The following is a 16,331-nucleotide window of genomic DNA, read 5'->3' as shown; positions in this document are numbered from 1 at the left end:
TTTAACGACACGCGCATCATGCTTTTAAAGCTCTTACGTTCTATTGTCATCGGTTTGATTGTTGCTGGCCTGCTGCTGCTGGCGCTGCCGTCTATACGTCAGTTCAATAAACTGTCGGCTCCCCAGTTCGATAGCACGGATGAAACGCCAGCCACCTATAACCAGGCCGTCCGCCGTGCCGCACCTGCCGTGGTTAACGTCTATAACCGTGGTCTGAACACCTCAGCCCACAACCAGCTGGAGATCCGTACTCTCGGCTCCGGCGTAATCATGGACGAGCGCGGCTACATTATTACCAACAAGCACGTGATTAACGATGCCGACCAGATCATCGTCGCCCTGCAGGATGGCCGCGTATTTGAGGCGTTACTCGTTGGATCTGATAGCCTGACCGACCTGGCCGTGCTGAAAATTAACGCCACGGGCGGTTTGCCGGTCATCCCGATCAACCGTAAACGTACCCCGCATATTGGTGACGTCGTCCTGGCGATTGGTAACCCTTACAACCTGGGTCAGACCATCACCCAGGGGATTATTAGCGCGACCGGTCGTATTGGCCTCAACCCCTCCGGGCGGCAGAACTTCCTGCAAACCGATGCCTCCATCAACCACGGTAACTCCGGCGGGGCGCTGGTCAACTCGCTGGGTGAACTGATGGGAATCAACACCCTCTCGTTCGATAAGAGTAACGACGGCGAGACGCCGGAAGGGATCGGCTTTGCCATTCCGTTCCAGCTGGCGACCAAGATCATGGATAAGCTGATCCGCGACGGACGCGTGATCCGCGGCTATATCGGTATCGGCGGGCGCGAAATTGCACCGATGCATACCCAGGGCGGCGGTATCGATCAGATTCAGGGGATTGTGGTGAATGAAGTGTCGCCTGGTGGCCCGGCCGCTAATGCGGGTATTCAGGTAAATGACGTCATTGTGTCGGTCAACGGCACGCCAGCGGTCTCTGCGCTGGAGACGATGGACCAGGTGGCAGAGATTCGTCCGGGCTCTATCATCCCTGTTGAAGTCATGCGCAACGATAAGAAACTGACGCTGCATGTGACGATTCAGGAATATCCGGCCACTAACTGACAAGCATAAAAAAACGGAGCGATAAGCTCCGTTTTTTTTGCCAGAAGACGGTTCGTTTTACTTGTTAACGAACTCTTCACCCAGGGTGATATCTTTCTTCAGCGTATCCAGCATACCTTCCATCGCGTGTTGTTCAAACGCGCTCAGCGTACCAATGGATTTACGCTCTTCGATACCGTTTTTACCCAGCAGCAGCGGTTGAGAGAAGAAGCGAGCGTGTTCGCCATCGCCTTCAACGTAAGCGCATTCAACAACGCCTTTCTCGCCCTGCAGAGCGCGAACCAGTGACAGGCCAAAACGCGCAGCTGCCTGGCCCATAGACAGGGTTGCAGAACCGCCACCCGCCTTCGCTTCCACCACTTCGGTGCCCGCGTTCTGAATGCGTTTAGTCAGGTCAGCCACTTCCTGCTCGGTGAAGCTCACGCCTGGGATCTGCGACAGCAGAGGCAGGATGGTGACGCCAGAGTGACCGCCAATGACCGGCACTTCCACTTCTGTTGGCTGTTTGCCTTTCAGCTCAGCAACAAAGGTGTTGGAACGGATGATATCCAGCGTGGTCACGCCGAACAGTTTGTTTTTGTCGTAAACACCCGCTTTCTTCAGCACTTCTGCCGCGATAGCCACGGTGGTGTTCACCGGGTTAGTGATGATACCGATGCATGCTTTCGGGCAGATTTCTGCAATCTGCTGCACCAGGTTTTTCACGATGCCCGCGTTGACGTTGAACAGGTCTGAACGATCCATGCCTGGCTTACGCGCCACGCCTGCAGAAATCAGCACCACGTCAGCACCCTGCAGTGCAGGACGTGCATCTTCACCGGAGAAGCCTTTGATTTTTACAGCGGTCGGGATGTGGCTCAGGTCAACCGCCACACCTGGGGTTACCGGAGCAATATCGTACAGGGAGAGTTCTGAGCCTGAAGGCAGTTGGGTTTTCAGTAGTAGGGCAAGCGCCTGGCCGATACCACCAGCAGCGCCGAGGACTGCGACTTTCATCCTAAACTCCTTATTATGGTTAACTTAAGTATCTGTAAATCCGTTGCGGCGACCATAATTCAGCAAGTAAATAATTACAATTTTCGTAGCTAAAGAATTTGAGGTCACGCGACTTTATCTCTCATCAGAAGACTATCTGACGACAAATGGCAACGCATTAAGAGGTGGTTACAATACACCCTGCCCCGCCACCAAAACAACATCATTTTGATAACATTTAATTTACTTTTAAGCTTATTTGCGCGGCGTGACCCAGGCATGTTTTCTGATAACGAAATCTGATAAAATCACTCCCTTTCATAACATTATTTCAGCCTGGCGCTGGGTAGATAATTTGCATAAAAATTCATCCACATGCATAATAATGTTGTTTCTATCGTCATATTCCGGGTGACTTATGCGAAGCTCGTCTAAGCAAGAAGAATTAGTAAAGGCGTTTAAGGCGCTACTCAAAGAAGAGAAATTCAGTTCTCAGGGAGAAATTGTTCAGGCGCTGCAGGAACAAGGCTTCGATAACATCAATCAGTCGAAAGTCTCCCGCATGTTAACGAAATTTGGCGCGGTACGTACCCGTAACGCCAAGATGGAGATGGTCTATTGCCTGCCGGCAGAACTTGGCGTGCCGACCACCTCCAGCCCGCTCAAAAATCTGGTTCTGGATATCGATCATAACGACGCCGTAGTGGTGATCCACACAAGCCCTGGTGCCGCACAGCTGATTGCCCGCATGCTGGACTCGCTGGGTAAAACGGAGGGGATCCTCGGGACTATCGCCGGCGATGACACCATCTTTACCACACCAGCCAGCGGTTTCTCCGTGAAAGATCTCCACGAAGCGATTCTGGTTCTGTTCGAACAGGAACTCTAATCCCCTCTCCCCGTAGCGTCGCTACGGGGATCGTTCTGCTTACGCTGCGTTTCCCCCTCTTTTCTACTGCCCTTCACTTTGACAAATAGTGCTTTTTACCACCCATTAACATTCATCTGGTGAATGCTAAATCAAAAAATCGCACAAAAAATCAAAAGCTACTATCCATATGATTTAATTAGATATAACCACCACAATCGAACAAAAAACACCCAATATTATGCAATTTGGTTATAAAAAATAGTCTGGTTAACACGTAATAACAACAGAAACCATTAGCCTGGTATTAATTTTTATCGTTATTAGTGTATACTTGATTTTGTGATGAGGGTCACGAAACAAGACCCCACTAAAAAATTCGACGAGGTAAGAATCATGAAAATCAAATCAACTGTAGCGGCGCTGAGCGTCCTGTCTGTCCTGTCATTCGGTGCTTTCGCTGCCGACTCTATCAATGCTGACCAGGCGCAATCCCGCCAGGCCATCGGTACGGTTTCTGTCGGCGCGGTCGGCACATCGCCAATGGACATGCGTGAGATGCTGAACAAAAAAGCGGAAGAACAGGGTGCGTCATCCTATCGCATCATCGAAGCGCGTTCTGGTGACCACTGGCACGCCACCGCTGAGCTGTACAAATAAGTTTTAGTAATAACTGAAAACGTAAATCTCCCCTCAACGGCACCAGGCATAAAAATAGCGGTTCAACCCTTCTCGCCGTTGAGTAAAAAACCCTATTCAGGAGTAAAGACTATGAAAACCAAATTGATCATCGCAACCCTCGGTCTGGCATCCGTTCTCTCTTTCGGCGCAAGTGCAGCCGTACAGCAGGTGAATGCCGACCAGGCACAAAATCTGCAGCCAATGGGCAGCGTATCCGTGACGTCAGTCACCGGTTCCCCGATGGATATTCGTCACGAACTTGCCGCCAAAGCTGAAAAAGCAGGCGCCAGCAGCTATCGCGTCACCGAACTGAATCAGGGTGACCACTGGCATGCAACGGCAGAGCTGTATAAATAAACCCTCGTCGTATCTCATCATACGACTTGCCCCTGGCCTCATGGTCAGGGGCTTTTTTTGATTCAATGCCGCGCGTTAAAGCGCAGCTGCCCTTCAAGCTCTTCTTCCGCTTCATCGAAAAGCAATATCAGCGCGCCAAAACGTCTGCGAAGCTTATCGGGCAAATGGATGAACTCAATTTCCAGCGGTAGCGGCAGCAGGCTGCCGGTCACCACGTCCCACAGCGTATCCAGATTCGTCACGCTTTCCCGTTCAAGATCAAACACCCGGATAAATTCACGGTAGAAGTCTTCCTGACTGTCGATCTCGTCAAAATCAAACGTATAGGTTTTCATTGCCAGCCACCCAGTCCAGGCGAGCGGCAGATGCCGCCCTGTCTATTATAATCCCCCAATATGCAGGGTTTTAACTTCCAGATACTCTTCCAGCCCAAGCACGGAGCCCTCTCGTCCAAGACCTGACTCTTTTACGCCGCCAAAGGGGCCGAGCTCCGTGGAGACGGCACACTCGTTAATGCCAATCATCCCGCTCTCGATTGCCTGTGAAACGCGGAAGACCCGTGAGAGATTCTGGGTATAGAAGTAAGCCGCCAGCCCATAGGGCGTGTTGTTGGCGCGCTGGATAACTTCATCTTCCGAGGTGAAACGGAAGCACGCCGCCACCGGGCCAAACGTCTCTTCTTCTGCCAGCTTCATGCCTTCATGGCAGTCGCCCAGTACGGTTGGCATCCAGAAATTCCCACCAAGCGGATGGGGTTTACCCCCAGCCAGTACGGTTGCGCCCCGGGCAACGGCATCGTCGACATGCTCACGCACCTTGTTGACCGCAGAAGGTTCAATCAGCGGCCCGACGATCACCCCTTCGTCAAGACCATTCCCCACCTTCAGCCCATTCACCGCATCGGCAAGTTTATTCACAAATTTGTCGTAGACGGTTTCCTGAATATAAAAACGGTTCACGCTGACGCAGACCTGCCCGGCATTGCGGAACTTGTTGGCGATCGCCCCCTTAACCGCTGCGTCGATATCCGCATCCTCAAAAACGATATACGGGGCATTCCCCCCCAGCTCCATAGAGACTTTCTTCATGGTTTCTGCGGCGTTACGCACCAGCGTTTTGCCGACGGAGGTTGAACCCGTAAAGGAGATTTTACGCACGTCCCGGCTTGCCATAATCGCATCGCTGATTTCATGCGTATTCCCGGCCACGGCGTTGAGCACGCCGTCGGGTACGCCGGCCTGTTTTGCCAGGGTAAGCAGCGCAAAGGCACTAAGCGGTGTGTTATTGGCCGGTTTGATCACCCCGGTACATCCTGCTGCCAGCGCCGGGCCTAACTTGCGGGTGAGCATGGCCATCGGGAAGTTCCACGGCGTAATCGCCGCGACCACACCAATGGGTTCACGGGTCGCCAGAATGCGTGAGCCGGGTTTGATCGGCGGAATAATTTCACCGTTCGCGCGTTTGGCTTCTTCGGCAAACCACTGGATAAAGCTGGCGGCGTACTCGACTTCTCCCTCCGCCTCTTTCAGGGGTTTGCCCTGTTCGGTGGTCATTAACCGCCCGAGCCAGCTTTTATTCTCAATAATCAGTTCGTACCAGCGGTAGAGAATCGCCGAACGCTCTTTTGCAGTTTTGGCACGCCAGGCCGGGAAGGCTTTGGTGGCCGCTGCGATAGCGTCTTCGGTTTGTGCTTTACCCGCCTTCGCGACTTTAGCGATGACTTCCCCGGTCGCGGGGTTAAGTACATCGAACGTCGTGTCCAGCGTTTTCCAGATCCCGTTGACAAGATAACCGGTCTGAAAAAGGATGTGATCCTGAAGCGCCTGGGTCGTCATGTGTCCTCCCTTCCTGAAATGTAAGAACGTGCTGGAATAAGTATAGCCACAAAAAAACCGACGCTTTTGGCGTCGGTTTTTTACTTCAGTCAGTTATCCGTGAGGGCATTCTGGTAGCGATGCAGCATAAACACCAGCCGTCCTACCGGCTCGGTCACCTGAGGCGGTGCTTCCCAGTGCTTTAGCTTCTCCTGGTAGATATCGAGCTCTTCAAGCAGCTGCGTAAAGTAACGACGTCGTTTGTCATCGCTGCTGGCGGAAAGCACGTGATCGGCGGTACGACGCAGCTGGCGGTGCCAGGCCGACAGATCGTCGTTGATCGGCACGGGCGCGTTACGCAGACGCTGGTGCGCGATGATCATGGTTAACGCCAGGCGGAACTTCGCGATATCGCCCGGGAACTTGTTCAGCAGTAAAAACAGCTGCTGGTAGAGCGCGGGCAGGTGGTTCTCTTTACGGCGCGCGGTATTGGTTGTCATCGACGATACGGCAGCCGACACGAACTGGTTCAGCAGCACGCGGCCCGTTCTTGCCTGCGAGTTATCCCGTACCAGCAGTATCACCATCATGGCCAGGAAACAGCCCACCAGCTGACCTAACGCGCTGTCGAGGAACTGGCTGAAATGGAAGGTCATCGGGTTATCGAGCACGATGATGTTAATCGTACTTGCCAGCGCCCCCAGCGATCCCAGGCGCCGCTTTTGTACTTCAATGCCGATAAAGAACGCCATTACCGCCAGACTAATACAGAGCAGCAGCATGCTCTGCTGGGTAGACGGGATGATGACCAGAAAATAGAGCGCGCCTATCGGCAGGGCGGCAATGGTGCCGTAGAGGAAATCAATGGCGACCATTCGCGGGTTAGGCAGACGCATCGCCAGTGCGGTCACGACGGCAATCATCACCATCGCGCCGCTGCCGGACGTCCAGCCCGTCCACAGCCAGAACAGCGTGCCGAGCATACAGGCCAGCGTGGTACGCCAGAAGTTGACCATGGCGTGATGGCGCTCGGCGGATTCCGCCTTGATCACCACTTCGCCCTGCAGCACCTCTTCTTCCGCCGCGCTGATTTTGGTATTCCCGATCACGCCGCGCTTCAGCAGCAGATAGCGCGTCGCGGCGCCGACCCAGGTGTAGATCGTCACCGGCGTGTCGCGCTCCCCTGTCCAGGCAATCACCCGACGCATGCGCTTAAGCTGCTTGTGCACGTCCTGCACGGTTTCCACCGGCTCGGCAAACAGTTCGCGGAACGTATCGGTGACCGCTTCCGGCCGGGTGTTCTGAATCAAATAGGTTTCACATGCCTGGGTAATCAGCGTCAGAGAGACGGTGTTGAGGGCTTTCAGGCGACGATTCGCGCGAGCCCAGCGCGAGGACTCCATATTAAGGTTGCTGCGCATCCCTTCAAGCGCCTGCGTACGACGTACCAGCCCGCTCCAGGCTTTATCCACCTCTTCGCTGTCGCCGTGCTTAATGCAGAGCTGCATCAGCTGGTACTGGGCAACCATCAGCGCGTCAAGCTCAAGGTCGACTTCCTGCTTGATGGAGCGCGGGGAGAACAGCAGGTCAGCGACGATTGCACTGACAATACCAATCACAATCTCGCTGCAGCGCTCCACCGCAAACTGTGGGGCGAGCAGCGGTTCAGACTGAATGGTAATGACAATAATCAGCGCGGTATAGCCCGCCAGCCCCCAGGCGTAGGAGTTCTCCACTTTCACCAGAGACGAGATCCAGGTGCAGAAACCTGCCCAGATACAGCAGACCATCAGCATCAGCAGCGGGGTGCGGATCATCAGAATAATAATAGTCAGCGCCGCGAAGCAGCCGATAAACGTCCCGATGATACGCAGCATCCCGCGATAGCGGATCGCGCCAGAATAGGGCTCCCCGCCCGCGGCGAAGGCCGGACCCGCCGCGACAATCGCAGCCGTCAGCACCGCCCAGCGAGGGGTTTCAAGCTGGAAGTGGAAGCCGACAAACAGCGCCAGCACGATGGCGCACGCCAGCTTCACGGCGAAGCGAATGTGCTGGCTGGCGATGGAAAAGATGCCCATAGCGATTAACCAAACTCGCGCAGACGGTGGGCGATTTTACGGAAGAACGAGTCCTGGCTGGCATCCCGATCTTTTTCACCGGTAATCACCACCGTCGCCGTGGTACCCGCAGGCCACAGATTTCCCTGCTGCTCGTCCAGGTGGATGCGCACCGGCACGCGCTGGGCCAGACGCACCCACTCGAGGTTGGAATCTACCGTCGCCATCCCTTTAGCATCGTTAGAGCTGCTGGAGTTAGTCACCCCTGCGGCGACGCTGTCGACGGTGCCTTTAAAGACGCGATTGCTGCCCAGCGGCGTGATCTCCGCGCGATACCCTGGACGTACACCCTCCAGCTTGGTCTCTTCCATATAGGCGAGCACGTAGAAGGAGTTCTGTTTAACCAGCGCCACGGCGGTTGAGCCGCGGGTAATGAATTCCCCGGCGTAGACGTTCAGGTTGGTCACCCAGCCATCCGACGGCGCACGGATCACGGTGCGCTCCAGATCAAGCTTCGCCAGATCGCGCGTTGCCTGCGCTTTCGCCAGCTGGTGGAGCACGGTCTGCAGCACGTTGTTGGACTGGTCAATCTCTTCACGGGACATTGCCTGAACGCCCAGCTGATTGCGGCGGCCAGCCTCGCGGCGTTTCTCCGCAGCCAGCGCCTGGTAATAGGCCACGTCCGCTTCCGCCTCTTCCAGCGCTTTCTGGTAACGAGGCTGGTCGATGGTGAACAGAACCTGATCTTTTTTCACCAGCTGGTTGTCGTGGACGTTGACCGCCGTGATAAGACCGGCCACGTCAGGGGCGATCGCCACCACATCGGCGCTGAAGCGTGCATCACGCGTCCACGGTGATTCGGTGTAATAGACCCAGGCGCGGAAAATAGCGATGAAGGCGAGGATAACCAGCGCCATGGTGATGGCAGTGCGGGAGATTTTTCTTGTTAGCGTTTTCACATCAACCTCAGACAAACATGCGCGATATCAGGTAGAACAGGCAGCAATACAGCGCGGTATTGAACAATGCAGGGTGCCAGACGAAATCGTAGATCCCGGTAGGGACCAGCACCTTGCGCACCAGCCAGAAGATCGCCAGTGATAAAAGAAGCTCGAAAAATATCGGTGGGAACGACAGACCGAACACCACGATAACGGGAAACAGACTCATGTTGACCTTGATTAGAGAGAGTGCAGGCTTCAGAATTTTTTAGCGCACGCCATCGCAGGAGAGCAAGAAACGCCGGGCGAGAATGGCGCAGCCGTTATGTAATAAATAATATATTAACGTAACTGTTATGCTGTTATCTATAATATGTGATCTAAATCACTTTTAAGCCAGAGTGAACAATGGAACGTTTAAAACGCATGTCGGTCTTCGCCAAAGTGGTTGAACTGGGCTCGTTTACCGCCGCTGCCCGCCAGCTTCAGATGAGCGTCTCATCCATCAGCCAGACGGTGTCCAAACTGGAAGATGAGCTTCAGGTCAAGCTGCTCAACCGCAGCACCCGCAGCATTGGGCTGACGGAAGCGGGTAAAATTTACTATCAGGGCTGTCGCCGCATGCTGCTTGAAGTGCAGGATGTTCACGAACAGCTTTATGCCTTCAATAACACCCCCATCGGCACGCTGCGCATCGGGTGTTCTTCAACTATGGCACAAAATGTTCTCGCTGCCATGACGGCGGATATGCTGAAAGAGTACCCCGGGCTTACCGTCAATCTGGTGACGGGTATCCCGGCGCCGGATCTGATTGCCGACGGGCTGGACGTGGTGATCCGCGTCGGCGCGCTGCAGGATTCCAGCCTGTTCTCGCGTCGGCTGGGCAGCATGCCGATGGTGGTCTGTGCATCGAAAAGCTATCTGGCGCAGTACGGTGTGCCGGAGAAACCCGCCGACCTCACCAACCACTCGTGGCTGGAGTACAGCGTACGGCCCGACAATGAATTTGAGCTGATTGCCCCGGAGGGGATCTCCACCCGACTGCTGCCGGAGGGACGGTTTGTCACCAACGATCCGATGACCATTTCGCGCTGGCTGGTGGCCGGCGCCGGGATCGCCTACGTGCCGCTGATGTGGGTGATCAACGAGATCAACAGCGGCGTGCTGGAGATCCTCTTCCCACGCTACCAGTCCGATCCGCGCCCGGTGTACGCCCTGTATACCGAAAAAGACAAACTCCCGCTCAAGGTACAGGTGTGTATTAACTATCTGACCGAGTATTTTGTGGACGTGGCGGAGCTGTTTCAGGGGATGCGGGGAAGAAGGAAGGAATAATCGATTTATCCCTGAAAGTATATGAGCGATGAATATTTCCAGGATAAAACCCCTTTGCATTCTGGAATATTCCTTCGCCACTATCAGGAATAGCTAATTGACACTGCCGCCGCCCGCCCTTTACTTTATAAACAGTCTGCTGTTCAGACTGTTATTAATTTGTTGCTGATATGAATAATAAAATGTATTCCGCAGGATGACATTAAACAAGGAAAAGAAATGAATCTATTTCAACAAACACCGCCTTCACGCAGGCGCTATGGGCTCGCCGCATTCGTCGGTTTAATTGCAGGGATTGTCTCCGCGTTTGTCAAATGGGGAGCCGAAGTACCGCTTCCGCCACGCAGCCCCACCGATCTATTTACCGGCGCATGCGGGCCTGAGCAATTAATAAGAGCCGCAAGCCAGATTGACTGTTCACGTAATTTTTTAAACCCTCCCTATGTATTTTTACGCGACTGGCTGGGCGTTGTTGATCCTAACGCAGCGGTTTATACATTTGCCGGACATATATTTAACTGGGTCGGCGTGACGCATATTATTTTCTCAATCGTCTTCGCTGTCGGGTATTGTGTCGTTGCTGAAGTCTTCCCGAAAATTAAACTCTGGCAGGGTTTGCTGGCGGGTGCGTTAGCTCAGCTCTTTGTGCATATGATCTCCTTCCCGCTGATGGGGCTGACGCCACCGCTATTTGAGCTGCCGTGGTATGAACACGTGTCAGAGATCGTGGGCCATCTGGTCTGGTTCTGGTCGATAGAAATCATTCGTCGTGATTTACGTAACCGCATCACGCACGAGCCGGATCCGGAGATACCGCTGGGTCACTTACGCTAAAAGAAAGGCGCTACTGATGTAGCGCCTTTTTTATGAAGGAGTCAGGTCAGGCTGTGCCGCCCACCGTCAGGTTGTCCACTTTCAGCGTTGGCTGGCCCACGCCAACCGGCAGGCTCTGGCCCTCTTTACCGCAGACGCCCACGCCGTTATCCAGCTTCAGATCGTTACCAACCATCGAGATCTGCTGCATGGCTTCAATACCGGAGCCAATCAGCGTTGCACCTTTCACCGCTTTGGTCACTTTGCCCTTCTCGATCAGGTACGCTTCTGAAGTAGAGAAGACAAACTTACCGGAGGTAATGTCCACCTGGCCGCCGCCAAAGTTTGGCGCAAAGATACCGTAATCAACGGATTCGATAATCTCCTGCGGCGTGGATTTGCCCGGCAGCATGTAAGTGTTGGTCATGCGCGGCATCGGCAGATGCGCGTAAGATTCACGGCGTCCGTTGCCCGTCGGCGCAACACCCATCAGGCGCGCGTTGAGTTTGTCCTGCATGTAGCCTTTCAGCACGCCGTTTTCGATCAGCACATTGTACTGGCCTGGCGTACCTTCATCGTCGATAGCCACCGAGCCACGGCGATCGCGCATGGTGCCGTCATCCACCACGGTGCACAGCTCAGAGGAGACAAGCTGCCCGATCTGACCGCTGAACACGGACGTCCCGCGACGGTTAAAGTCGCCTTCCAGGCCATGGCCTACCGCCTCATGCAACAATACGCCCGGCCAGCCGGCACCCAGCACCACCGGGAATGAGCCCGCCGGCGCCGCGACGGCATTCAGATTCACCAGCGCCATACGGACGGCTTCTTTTGCCCACGCGTCAGCGCGCGCTTCACCGTCAACGTCGCCCAGGAACCAGTCATAGCCGAAACGACCGCCGCCGCCGCTTGAGCCGCGCTCGCGTTTGCCGTCCTCATCAACCTGCACGCTGATGGAGAGACGCACCAGCGGGCGAACATCTGCCGCCAGGGTGCCGTCCGTTGCCGCCACCAGAATCAGTTCATACACACCGCTCAGGCTGGCTGAAACTTCCTGCACGCGTTTGTCCGCCGCGCGGGCGACTTTGTCCACGCGACGCAGGATATCCAGCTTCTCTTCACGGCTCATGCTCTGCAGCGGATCGATGCTGGTATAGAGCGCAGAGTGCTGCACTTCTCCGAGGGTTTTCACGCGACCATCGCCGGTATCACGCACAATGGTACGCGCGGCCTGCGCGCTCTGCTCAAGTGCGGTGAGGCTAATCTGATCGGCATAGGCAAAACCGGTTTTCTCGCCGCTGACGGCGCGGACGCCAACGCCCTGGTCGATGTTGTAGGAGCCATCTTTGATGATGCTGTCTTCTAAAACCCAGGATTCGTGATAGCTCGACTGGAAATAAAGGTCGCCGTAGTCGAGACGGCGTTCGGTCAGTTGACCAAGAATGGAGAACAGGTCCTGATGGCTCAGGCCGTTCGCTGCGAGCAAATGTTCACTTACCAGGTTCAGACTCATCGTATTGCTACTCGTTCGTTGCCGCCCGTGGCGGTATTAAGATCGTATTTATTGAGAGTGAGGCAATTACCTGCCCACGTCAAATCATTGCTGTGCATCTTTGCGCGGCTGGCGCAGCACCTCGTTAATCTGCGGTTTATCTACCGGACCGGTAATGCGGTAGCGCAGAATGGAGACCTTGCTCCAGAGTGGCCCCAGCACTTTACTGGCGGCAAACACCGCCGCACCAACAATCGGGTTCACCACGAAAGCTGCCGCCACACCCACGCTCGCGGAAATTTCCGGTGCCACGACGGCTTCCATATCCAGTTCGCGACGCACGAGGTTAACGGAGCCTTTCATGGCGATATCCGCTTCAAGGCCATCCACCAGCGTGTCGTCCGTGTGCAGAACGCCGTCCTTGATCCACGCCGTACTGCGGATGGAATCGTAGTAGAAACCTTCGTTGAAGGTATCACTGAAATCGAAGCGCAGCTTGCGCAGCAGCGCGTCAAAACTCAGCAGGCGCAGGATCTGTCCGGCACGCCCCGTGCTTACGTCGGCGATCTCACCTTTGCCGAAGTGGGTTTTCAGAATGCCGTTAAGCGAGGCCTCATCCGGCTTCCACGGGGCGTCGCGCCAGTGAAGATCGTAATCAACGTCAAATGACGAGCCGCGCAGCGGCGTGCTGATACCAAAGAAACTGGCTGCCGCATCCAGTTTGTTGCCTTTAATGTCGCCCTTCAGGGACGTCCGCTGCTCGCCCGGGTTATTCACCCATTCCCCTGCGGCCGTCATGCGGCCAAATCCGGTATCAACCAGGCCGCCGGAGAGCGTAAGCGTGTTTCCCTGGATGGCAAAATCACCGTCGATGCGGCCATATTTCTGCCCCCACAGCCAGCACTCCGCACAGCGCAGCTGGAGATCGGGCCAGCCGCTAAAATCGACGCGGGAGGTATGACTCAGCGGCGACGTCTCTGCCGGTTTGTCTTTCCCGCTCGCGGCGCTTGCCGGGTTGTAGTAGAGGTAGCGGATCGCCGCCTGCCACGGCGCGTGATTGCGCATGGTCAGCGTACCGTTGATCTCTCTGCCCTGGGCCTCCACCTTCGTGCCGTTAGCGCCAGGCTGCGAGACAATGCTCAGGTTGTTCCACTGCTGCCCGCCCAGCATCAGCGACGGCGTACGTACGGTAATGGTTTGCGGGAACTGGGCGGTTTCATCAACGTTTTGCCCAACGCCTTTCTGGAACAGCGCCAGCCACTCAGCACCGTCCATCGGCGGGAGGTTCAGCTCAATGCCCGTCTGCTCCGGCAGCGGCGGCGTGGAGCGGCTATCCGTTGTCCAAATGGCTTTATCGAGGGTGAGCTTGCGGTTAAGCAGCCAGCGGCTGTTGAAATGGTTTGTCCCACCCGCGCTGCCGGTCAGCGCGAAGCTGTTCAGGTTGCCATCGACGTTCAGCTTTACCGGCAACGGCTGTCCGGCCTGTTTATCCAGCGGCGCAGGCAGCTGGCTCTGAAGGTTTTTCAGATCGCCCGTGATGTCGACCTTATACTTGGCACCCGCGTGATAAGGCAGGTCGATTGCCACTTTACCCTGCCAGGCAACCGCCCCCTCTACTGACGCCTCAATGGGCTTCGGCAGGACGTCCATACGTGATGGTTGCCAGTTACCGTCCAGATTGACGGCTACCTGATAGGCCTTTTCACCCTCGGTCGTCGTGAAGTCAATATTAACGGGCTGATTAAACCAGCTGGCCGTAAGCGGCTCGCTCTTCAGGTTACCGTTCTCAAAGCTGAACTGCCCGCTGAGATTTTTCAGCGTGCTCTCAAGGGGTTTGATGAACAGGCTGTTGTTCTTCAGACGGACGTCGCCTTTGGCGGTGGTCATCTTGCCGTCCAGCGGGATATCAAGATGTAAGCGAGCATTCACATCGCCATCAAGCTGCAGCTGTTGGAGCGTCGCGGCCAGCGACTCTTTCAGCGGCGTCTCCTCAAAGTACGGTCCGACCGCCTTGCCGGGACCGTTGATGTCGGCATCAATCAGCAGCTTCTCTTTTGAGTAGTCCGGAATGTTGGCCGTCAGGTTACTGGCCGTCACGCCGCCCAGCGCCACGCTGTCGGACTTCATCCACAGGCCGTCATTGAGGAAATTAAGTTCGATATCCAGGTTTTTCAGCGCGGGCCAGCCCGGCTGGAACGCGAAGGTGGCGTTATGCAGTGGCACCAGCACCTGGAACTGGCCTTCATTATGTTTATACGGGAAAAGATGCGGATTTCCGCCGTAGACCAGCGTGGCATTGTCCGCCTGACCGCCCTGAATCGCCCCGCTGAGATAGTCTACCAGCGCTTTTCCCATCAGGTTTTCCGGGAAGTAGCGCCAGGCCTGAGAGCCGTCATCGGTGCTGATCCCGGCGAGAATACCCAGCCACGGCTCATCCCCTTCAGGCTGCAGATAGCGGAAATCGCCGCGCGCGTGCACCGCTTTGGCTTTCACATCGATATTGCGGCCATCAAGCTGGAAACCCTTGTCGTTACGGAGCCAGTTAAGCACCGCGCTGCCCTGTTTGATTTCCAGCGGCGCGCGGAAGACCGTCTCGTAAGGCATTTTGGCGTCGTGCATATCAACCGTCAGCCTGCCGTTTTCCACGCTGCCTTCCAGCTTGCCGCTAAAGTGCTCTGCCCCCGGCAGCAGCTTCCACTGCTTCCAGGCAAGATCTTTCCACGTTGCCTGGAAGCGGGTTTTTTCCGTCGCCTGGAGCGGGATATCCAGCGCCAGAGCGTCTATCTTCCCGCTCGGCTGCGTTGCCAGCCAGATCTCGCCCAGGTCCGGAGAGAGCTTTGCCGCCATCGAGCGCAGCCCTTCAATGGCAGCCAAATCCAGGTTGCTGGCACGGATGCGCAGCTCGTCGCTGCGTTTACTGGCCGCGCCACCAACGTCCTGCTCCGGCATCCAGGCCAGCGTCAGCGCACCGCGCGGCCACGGCTTTCCGTCCATCGTGATGCGCGTATCGGGAATGGCAAACTGCCAGCCCTCTTTCTCCTGCGTTACGTGTGCGGTGAGGTTATCGACGGAAAGCTGATGCTGTTGTTTTTCGCCTTTCCAGCTCGCGCCCCCCTGCTTGAGCCAGATATCGCCGCTGGCAAATTCGCCTTTCGTCAGGGTCAGCCAGCCTTCAAGACTGAAGCGGGCCGTTTCCAGCTGCATATTTTGCTGGAGCCAGTCGCCCAGCCACGGCTTGACGTCCACATCGTCGGCCTGCAGCCAGACTTTGCCGTTATTTAACAGGCCGTCATCGTCGCGCAGATCCATGCGCACCTGCATCACGCCGTGCTGGCCGTTCAGGCTTGAGAGATTGACCTGTCCCTCGGCGCGATGCCGATCCTTACCGTTGAGCCAGGTCAGCTGCGGGATCGCCAGCTCGGCGCGCTGGCCGGAAAGAGTAATAAAGCTCACTTCGCTGTCGCGCAGATCGAAATGATCGAACTGGCGGAGGAAAAGATCGCTGAAGCGGTTGGCTTCAAGCCCCTGACCGCTATCGCTACCGGACAGCGGCGTATTGGTCAGGAACTGGAGTTGATAAAAGGTGAGATCGCGAAACTGCCAGCGCAGATGCAGCAGGCTTTGCCAGACGTCCAGCGCCAGGGTCACGCGTTTGATTTTCAGATAACCGCCATCTTTCAGGCGGGCGTTGATATCCCGGACATCGAGCGTCGGGCCAAAATTTTGCCAGTTAGCGCTGACCTGACTGACGTTCACCGGCACGCCGGTGGTGGATTCGATTTTCGCCAGCAGCTGCGGACGCCAGCTGTCCAGATGCGGCAATACGAGGCGTAGCCCGCTCACGAGCAACGCGACAATCACGACCAGCGTTGCCCCTGTAAGCAATAAAATCCCCGGCAATCGCCTCACGCA

14 protein-coding genes are annotated in these 16,331 nt (G+C 55.8%); 6 read left to right on the top strand and 8 right to left on the bottom strand.

Annotated elements, in window-relative coordinates; translation table 11 throughout:
* Nucleotides 1–18 precede the first annotated feature (18 nt).
* Nucleotides 19–1,086: an outer membrane-stress sensor serine endopeptidase DegS gene (gene degS, locus AC0TOY_RS05900; RefSeq protein ID WP_024906334.1), complete on the top strand. Its 1,068-nt coding sequence runs from the start codon at nt 19–21 to the stop codon at nt 1,084–1,086.
* Between the two features lie 57 nt (nt 1,087–1,143).
* Here the strand turns inward: degS and mdh are convergent, their stop codons facing one another.
* The gene (mdh, locus tag AC0TOY_RS05895; protein WP_023309387.1) at nt 1,144–2,082 is read right to left on the bottom strand and encodes a malate dehydrogenase; all 939 of its coding nucleotides are present in this window, start codon (nt 2,080–2,082) and stop codon (nt 1,144–1,146) included.
* A 397-nt stretch (nt 2,083–2,479) separates the two neighbouring features.
* Between mdh and argR the strand changes: the two genes are divergently transcribed.
* From argR to yhcN (AC0TOY_RS05880), 3 genes are all read left to right on the top strand, one after another.
* Nucleotides 2,480–2,950, top strand: a complete 471-nt coding sequence (argR, locus tag AC0TOY_RS05890; protein ID WP_023309388.1) for a transcriptional regulator ArgR — start codon at nt 2,480–2,482, stop codon at nt 2,948–2,950.
* Between the two features lie 375 nt (nt 2,951–3,325).
* Nucleotides 3,326–3,589: a peroxide/acid stress response protein YhcN gene (yhcN, locus tag AC0TOY_RS05885; protein WP_024906333.1), complete on the top strand. Its 264-nt coding sequence runs from the start codon at nt 3,326–3,328 to the stop codon at nt 3,587–3,589.
* A gap of 111 nt (nt 3,590–3,700) precedes the next feature.
* Nucleotides 3,701–3,967 (top strand): peroxide/acid stress response protein YhcN, encoded by a 267-nt coding sequence (yhcN, locus tag AC0TOY_RS05880; protein WP_024906332.1) that lies wholly within the window; start codon nt 3,701–3,703, stop codon nt 3,965–3,967.
* A 62-nt stretch (nt 3,968–4,029) separates the two neighbouring features.
* Here the strand turns inward: yhcN (AC0TOY_RS05880) and AC0TOY_RS05875 are convergent, their stop codons facing one another.
* The 5 genes from AC0TOY_RS05875 to aaeX form a co-directional block, all read right to left on the bottom strand.
* Nucleotides 4,030–4,302 carry a barstar family protein gene (locus AC0TOY_RS05875; protein WP_008502839.1) on the bottom strand — a complete coding sequence of 91 codons (273 nt, stop codon included), beginning with the start codon at nt 4,300–4,302 and terminating at the stop codon, nt 4,030–4,032.
* Between the two features lie 45 nt (nt 4,303–4,347).
* A complete protein-coding gene (locus AC0TOY_RS05870) occupies nt 4,348–5,802 on the bottom strand; it encodes an NAD-dependent succinate-semialdehyde dehydrogenase (RefSeq protein WP_473712480.1) in 1,455 nt (484 codons plus the stop codon).
* Nucleotides 5,803–5,891: 89 nt separating this feature from the next.
* Nucleotides 5,892–7,859, bottom strand: coding sequence for a p-hydroxybenzoic acid efflux pump subunit AaeB (gene aaeB, locus AC0TOY_RS05865; protein WP_157189789.1), 1,968 nt, complete (start codon nt 7,857–7,859; stop codon nt 5,892–5,894).
* Between the two features lie 5 nt (nt 7,860–7,864).
* On the bottom strand, nt 7,865–8,797 hold the full coding sequence (gene aaeA, locus AC0TOY_RS05860) for a p-hydroxybenzoic acid efflux pump subunit AaeA (RefSeq protein ID WP_023309394.1): 933 nt from the start codon (nt 8,795–8,797) through the stop codon (nt 7,865–7,867).
* A gap of 7 nt (nt 8,798–8,804) precedes the next feature.
* Nucleotides 8,805–9,008, bottom strand: a complete 204-nt coding sequence (gene aaeX / locus AC0TOY_RS05855) for a p-hydroxybenzoic acid efflux pump operon protein AaeX (protein ID WP_003860416.1) — start codon at nt 9,006–9,008, stop codon at nt 8,805–8,807.
* A 179-nt stretch (nt 9,009–9,187) separates the two neighbouring features.
* Between aaeX and aaeR the strand changes: the two genes are divergently transcribed.
* Together aaeR and AC0TOY_RS05845 are read left to right on the top strand one after the other, a co-directional pair.
* Nucleotides 9,188–10,114 (top strand): HTH-type transcriptional activator AaeR, encoded by a 927-nt coding sequence (gene aaeR / locus AC0TOY_RS05850; protein ID WP_023309395.1) that lies wholly within the window; start codon nt 9,188–9,190, stop codon nt 10,112–10,114.
* Between the two features lie 219 nt (nt 10,115–10,333).
* Entirely contained in the window at nt 10,334–10,948 is a 615-nt protein-coding gene (locus AC0TOY_RS05845) for a YagU family protein (protein ID WP_473721604.1), read from the top strand.
* Nucleotides 10,949–10,994: 46 nt separating this feature from the next.
* Here the strand turns inward: AC0TOY_RS05845 and tldD are convergent, their stop codons facing one another.
* Nucleotides 10,995–12,440: a metalloprotease TldD gene (tldD, locus tag AC0TOY_RS05840; RefSeq protein ID WP_024906327.1), complete on the bottom strand. Its 1,446-nt coding sequence runs from the start codon at nt 12,438–12,440 to the stop codon at nt 10,995–10,997.
* Between the two features lie 84 nt (nt 12,441–12,524).
* Nucleotides 12,525–16,328, bottom strand: coding sequence for an AsmA2 domain-containing protein YhdP (gene yhdP / locus AC0TOY_RS05835; RefSeq protein WP_473721603.1), 3,804 nt, complete (start codon nt 16,326–16,328; stop codon nt 12,525–12,527).
* Nucleotides 16,329–16,331 lie beyond the last annotated feature (3 nt).

The sequence above is a fragment of the Enterobacter sp. PL_is379 genome, from assembly GCF_055817355.1.
Note: the sequence above shows the minus strand (reverse complement) of the source record. Positions and strands in the feature narration are given on the sequence as shown.

Bases quoted from the DNA above. Each gene is read 5' to 3' on its own strand.
- degS (WP_024906334.1), top strand. From the start codon at position 19: ATGCTTTTAAAGCTCTTACGTTCTATTGTCATCGGTTTGATTGTTGCT.
- mdh (WP_023309387.1), bottom strand. From the start codon at position 2,082: ATGAAAGTCGCAGTCCTCGGCGCTGCTGGTGGTATCGGCCAGGCGCTT.
- argR (WP_023309388.1), top strand. From the start codon at position 2,480: ATGCGAAGCTCGTCTAAGCAAGAAGAATTAGTAAAGGCGTTTAAGGCG.
- yhcN (WP_024906333.1), top strand. From the start codon at position 3,326: ATGAAAATCAAATCAACTGTAGCGGCGCTGAGCGTCCTGTCTGTCCTG.
- yhcN (WP_024906332.1), top strand. From the start codon at position 3,701: ATGAAAACCAAATTGATCATCGCAACCCTCGGTCTGGCATCCGTTCTC.
- AC0TOY_RS05875 (WP_008502839.1), bottom strand. From the start codon at position 4,302: ATGAAAACCTATACGTTTGATTTTGACGAGATCGACAGTCAGGAAGAC.
- AC0TOY_RS05870 (WP_473712480.1), bottom strand. From the start codon at position 5,802: ATGACGACCCAGGCGCTTCAGGATCACATCCTTTTTCAGACCGGTTAT.
- aaeB (WP_157189789.1), bottom strand. From the start codon at position 7,859: ATGGGCATCTTTTCCATCGCCAGCCAGCACATTCGCTTCGCCGTGAAG.
- aaeX (WP_003860416.1), bottom strand. From the start codon at position 9,008: ATGAGTCTGTTTCCCGTTATCGTGGTGTTCGGTCTGTCGTTCCCACCG.
- aaeR (WP_023309395.1), top strand. From the start codon at position 9,188: ATGGAACGTTTAAAACGCATGTCGGTCTTCGCCAAAGTGGTTGAACTG.
- AC0TOY_RS05845 (WP_473721604.1), top strand. From the start codon at position 10,334: ATGAATCTATTTCAACAAACACCGCCTTCACGCAGGCGCTATGGGCTC.
- tldD (WP_024906327.1), bottom strand. From the start codon at position 12,440: ATGAGTCTGAACCTGGTAAGTGAACATTTGCTCGCAGCGAACGGCCTG.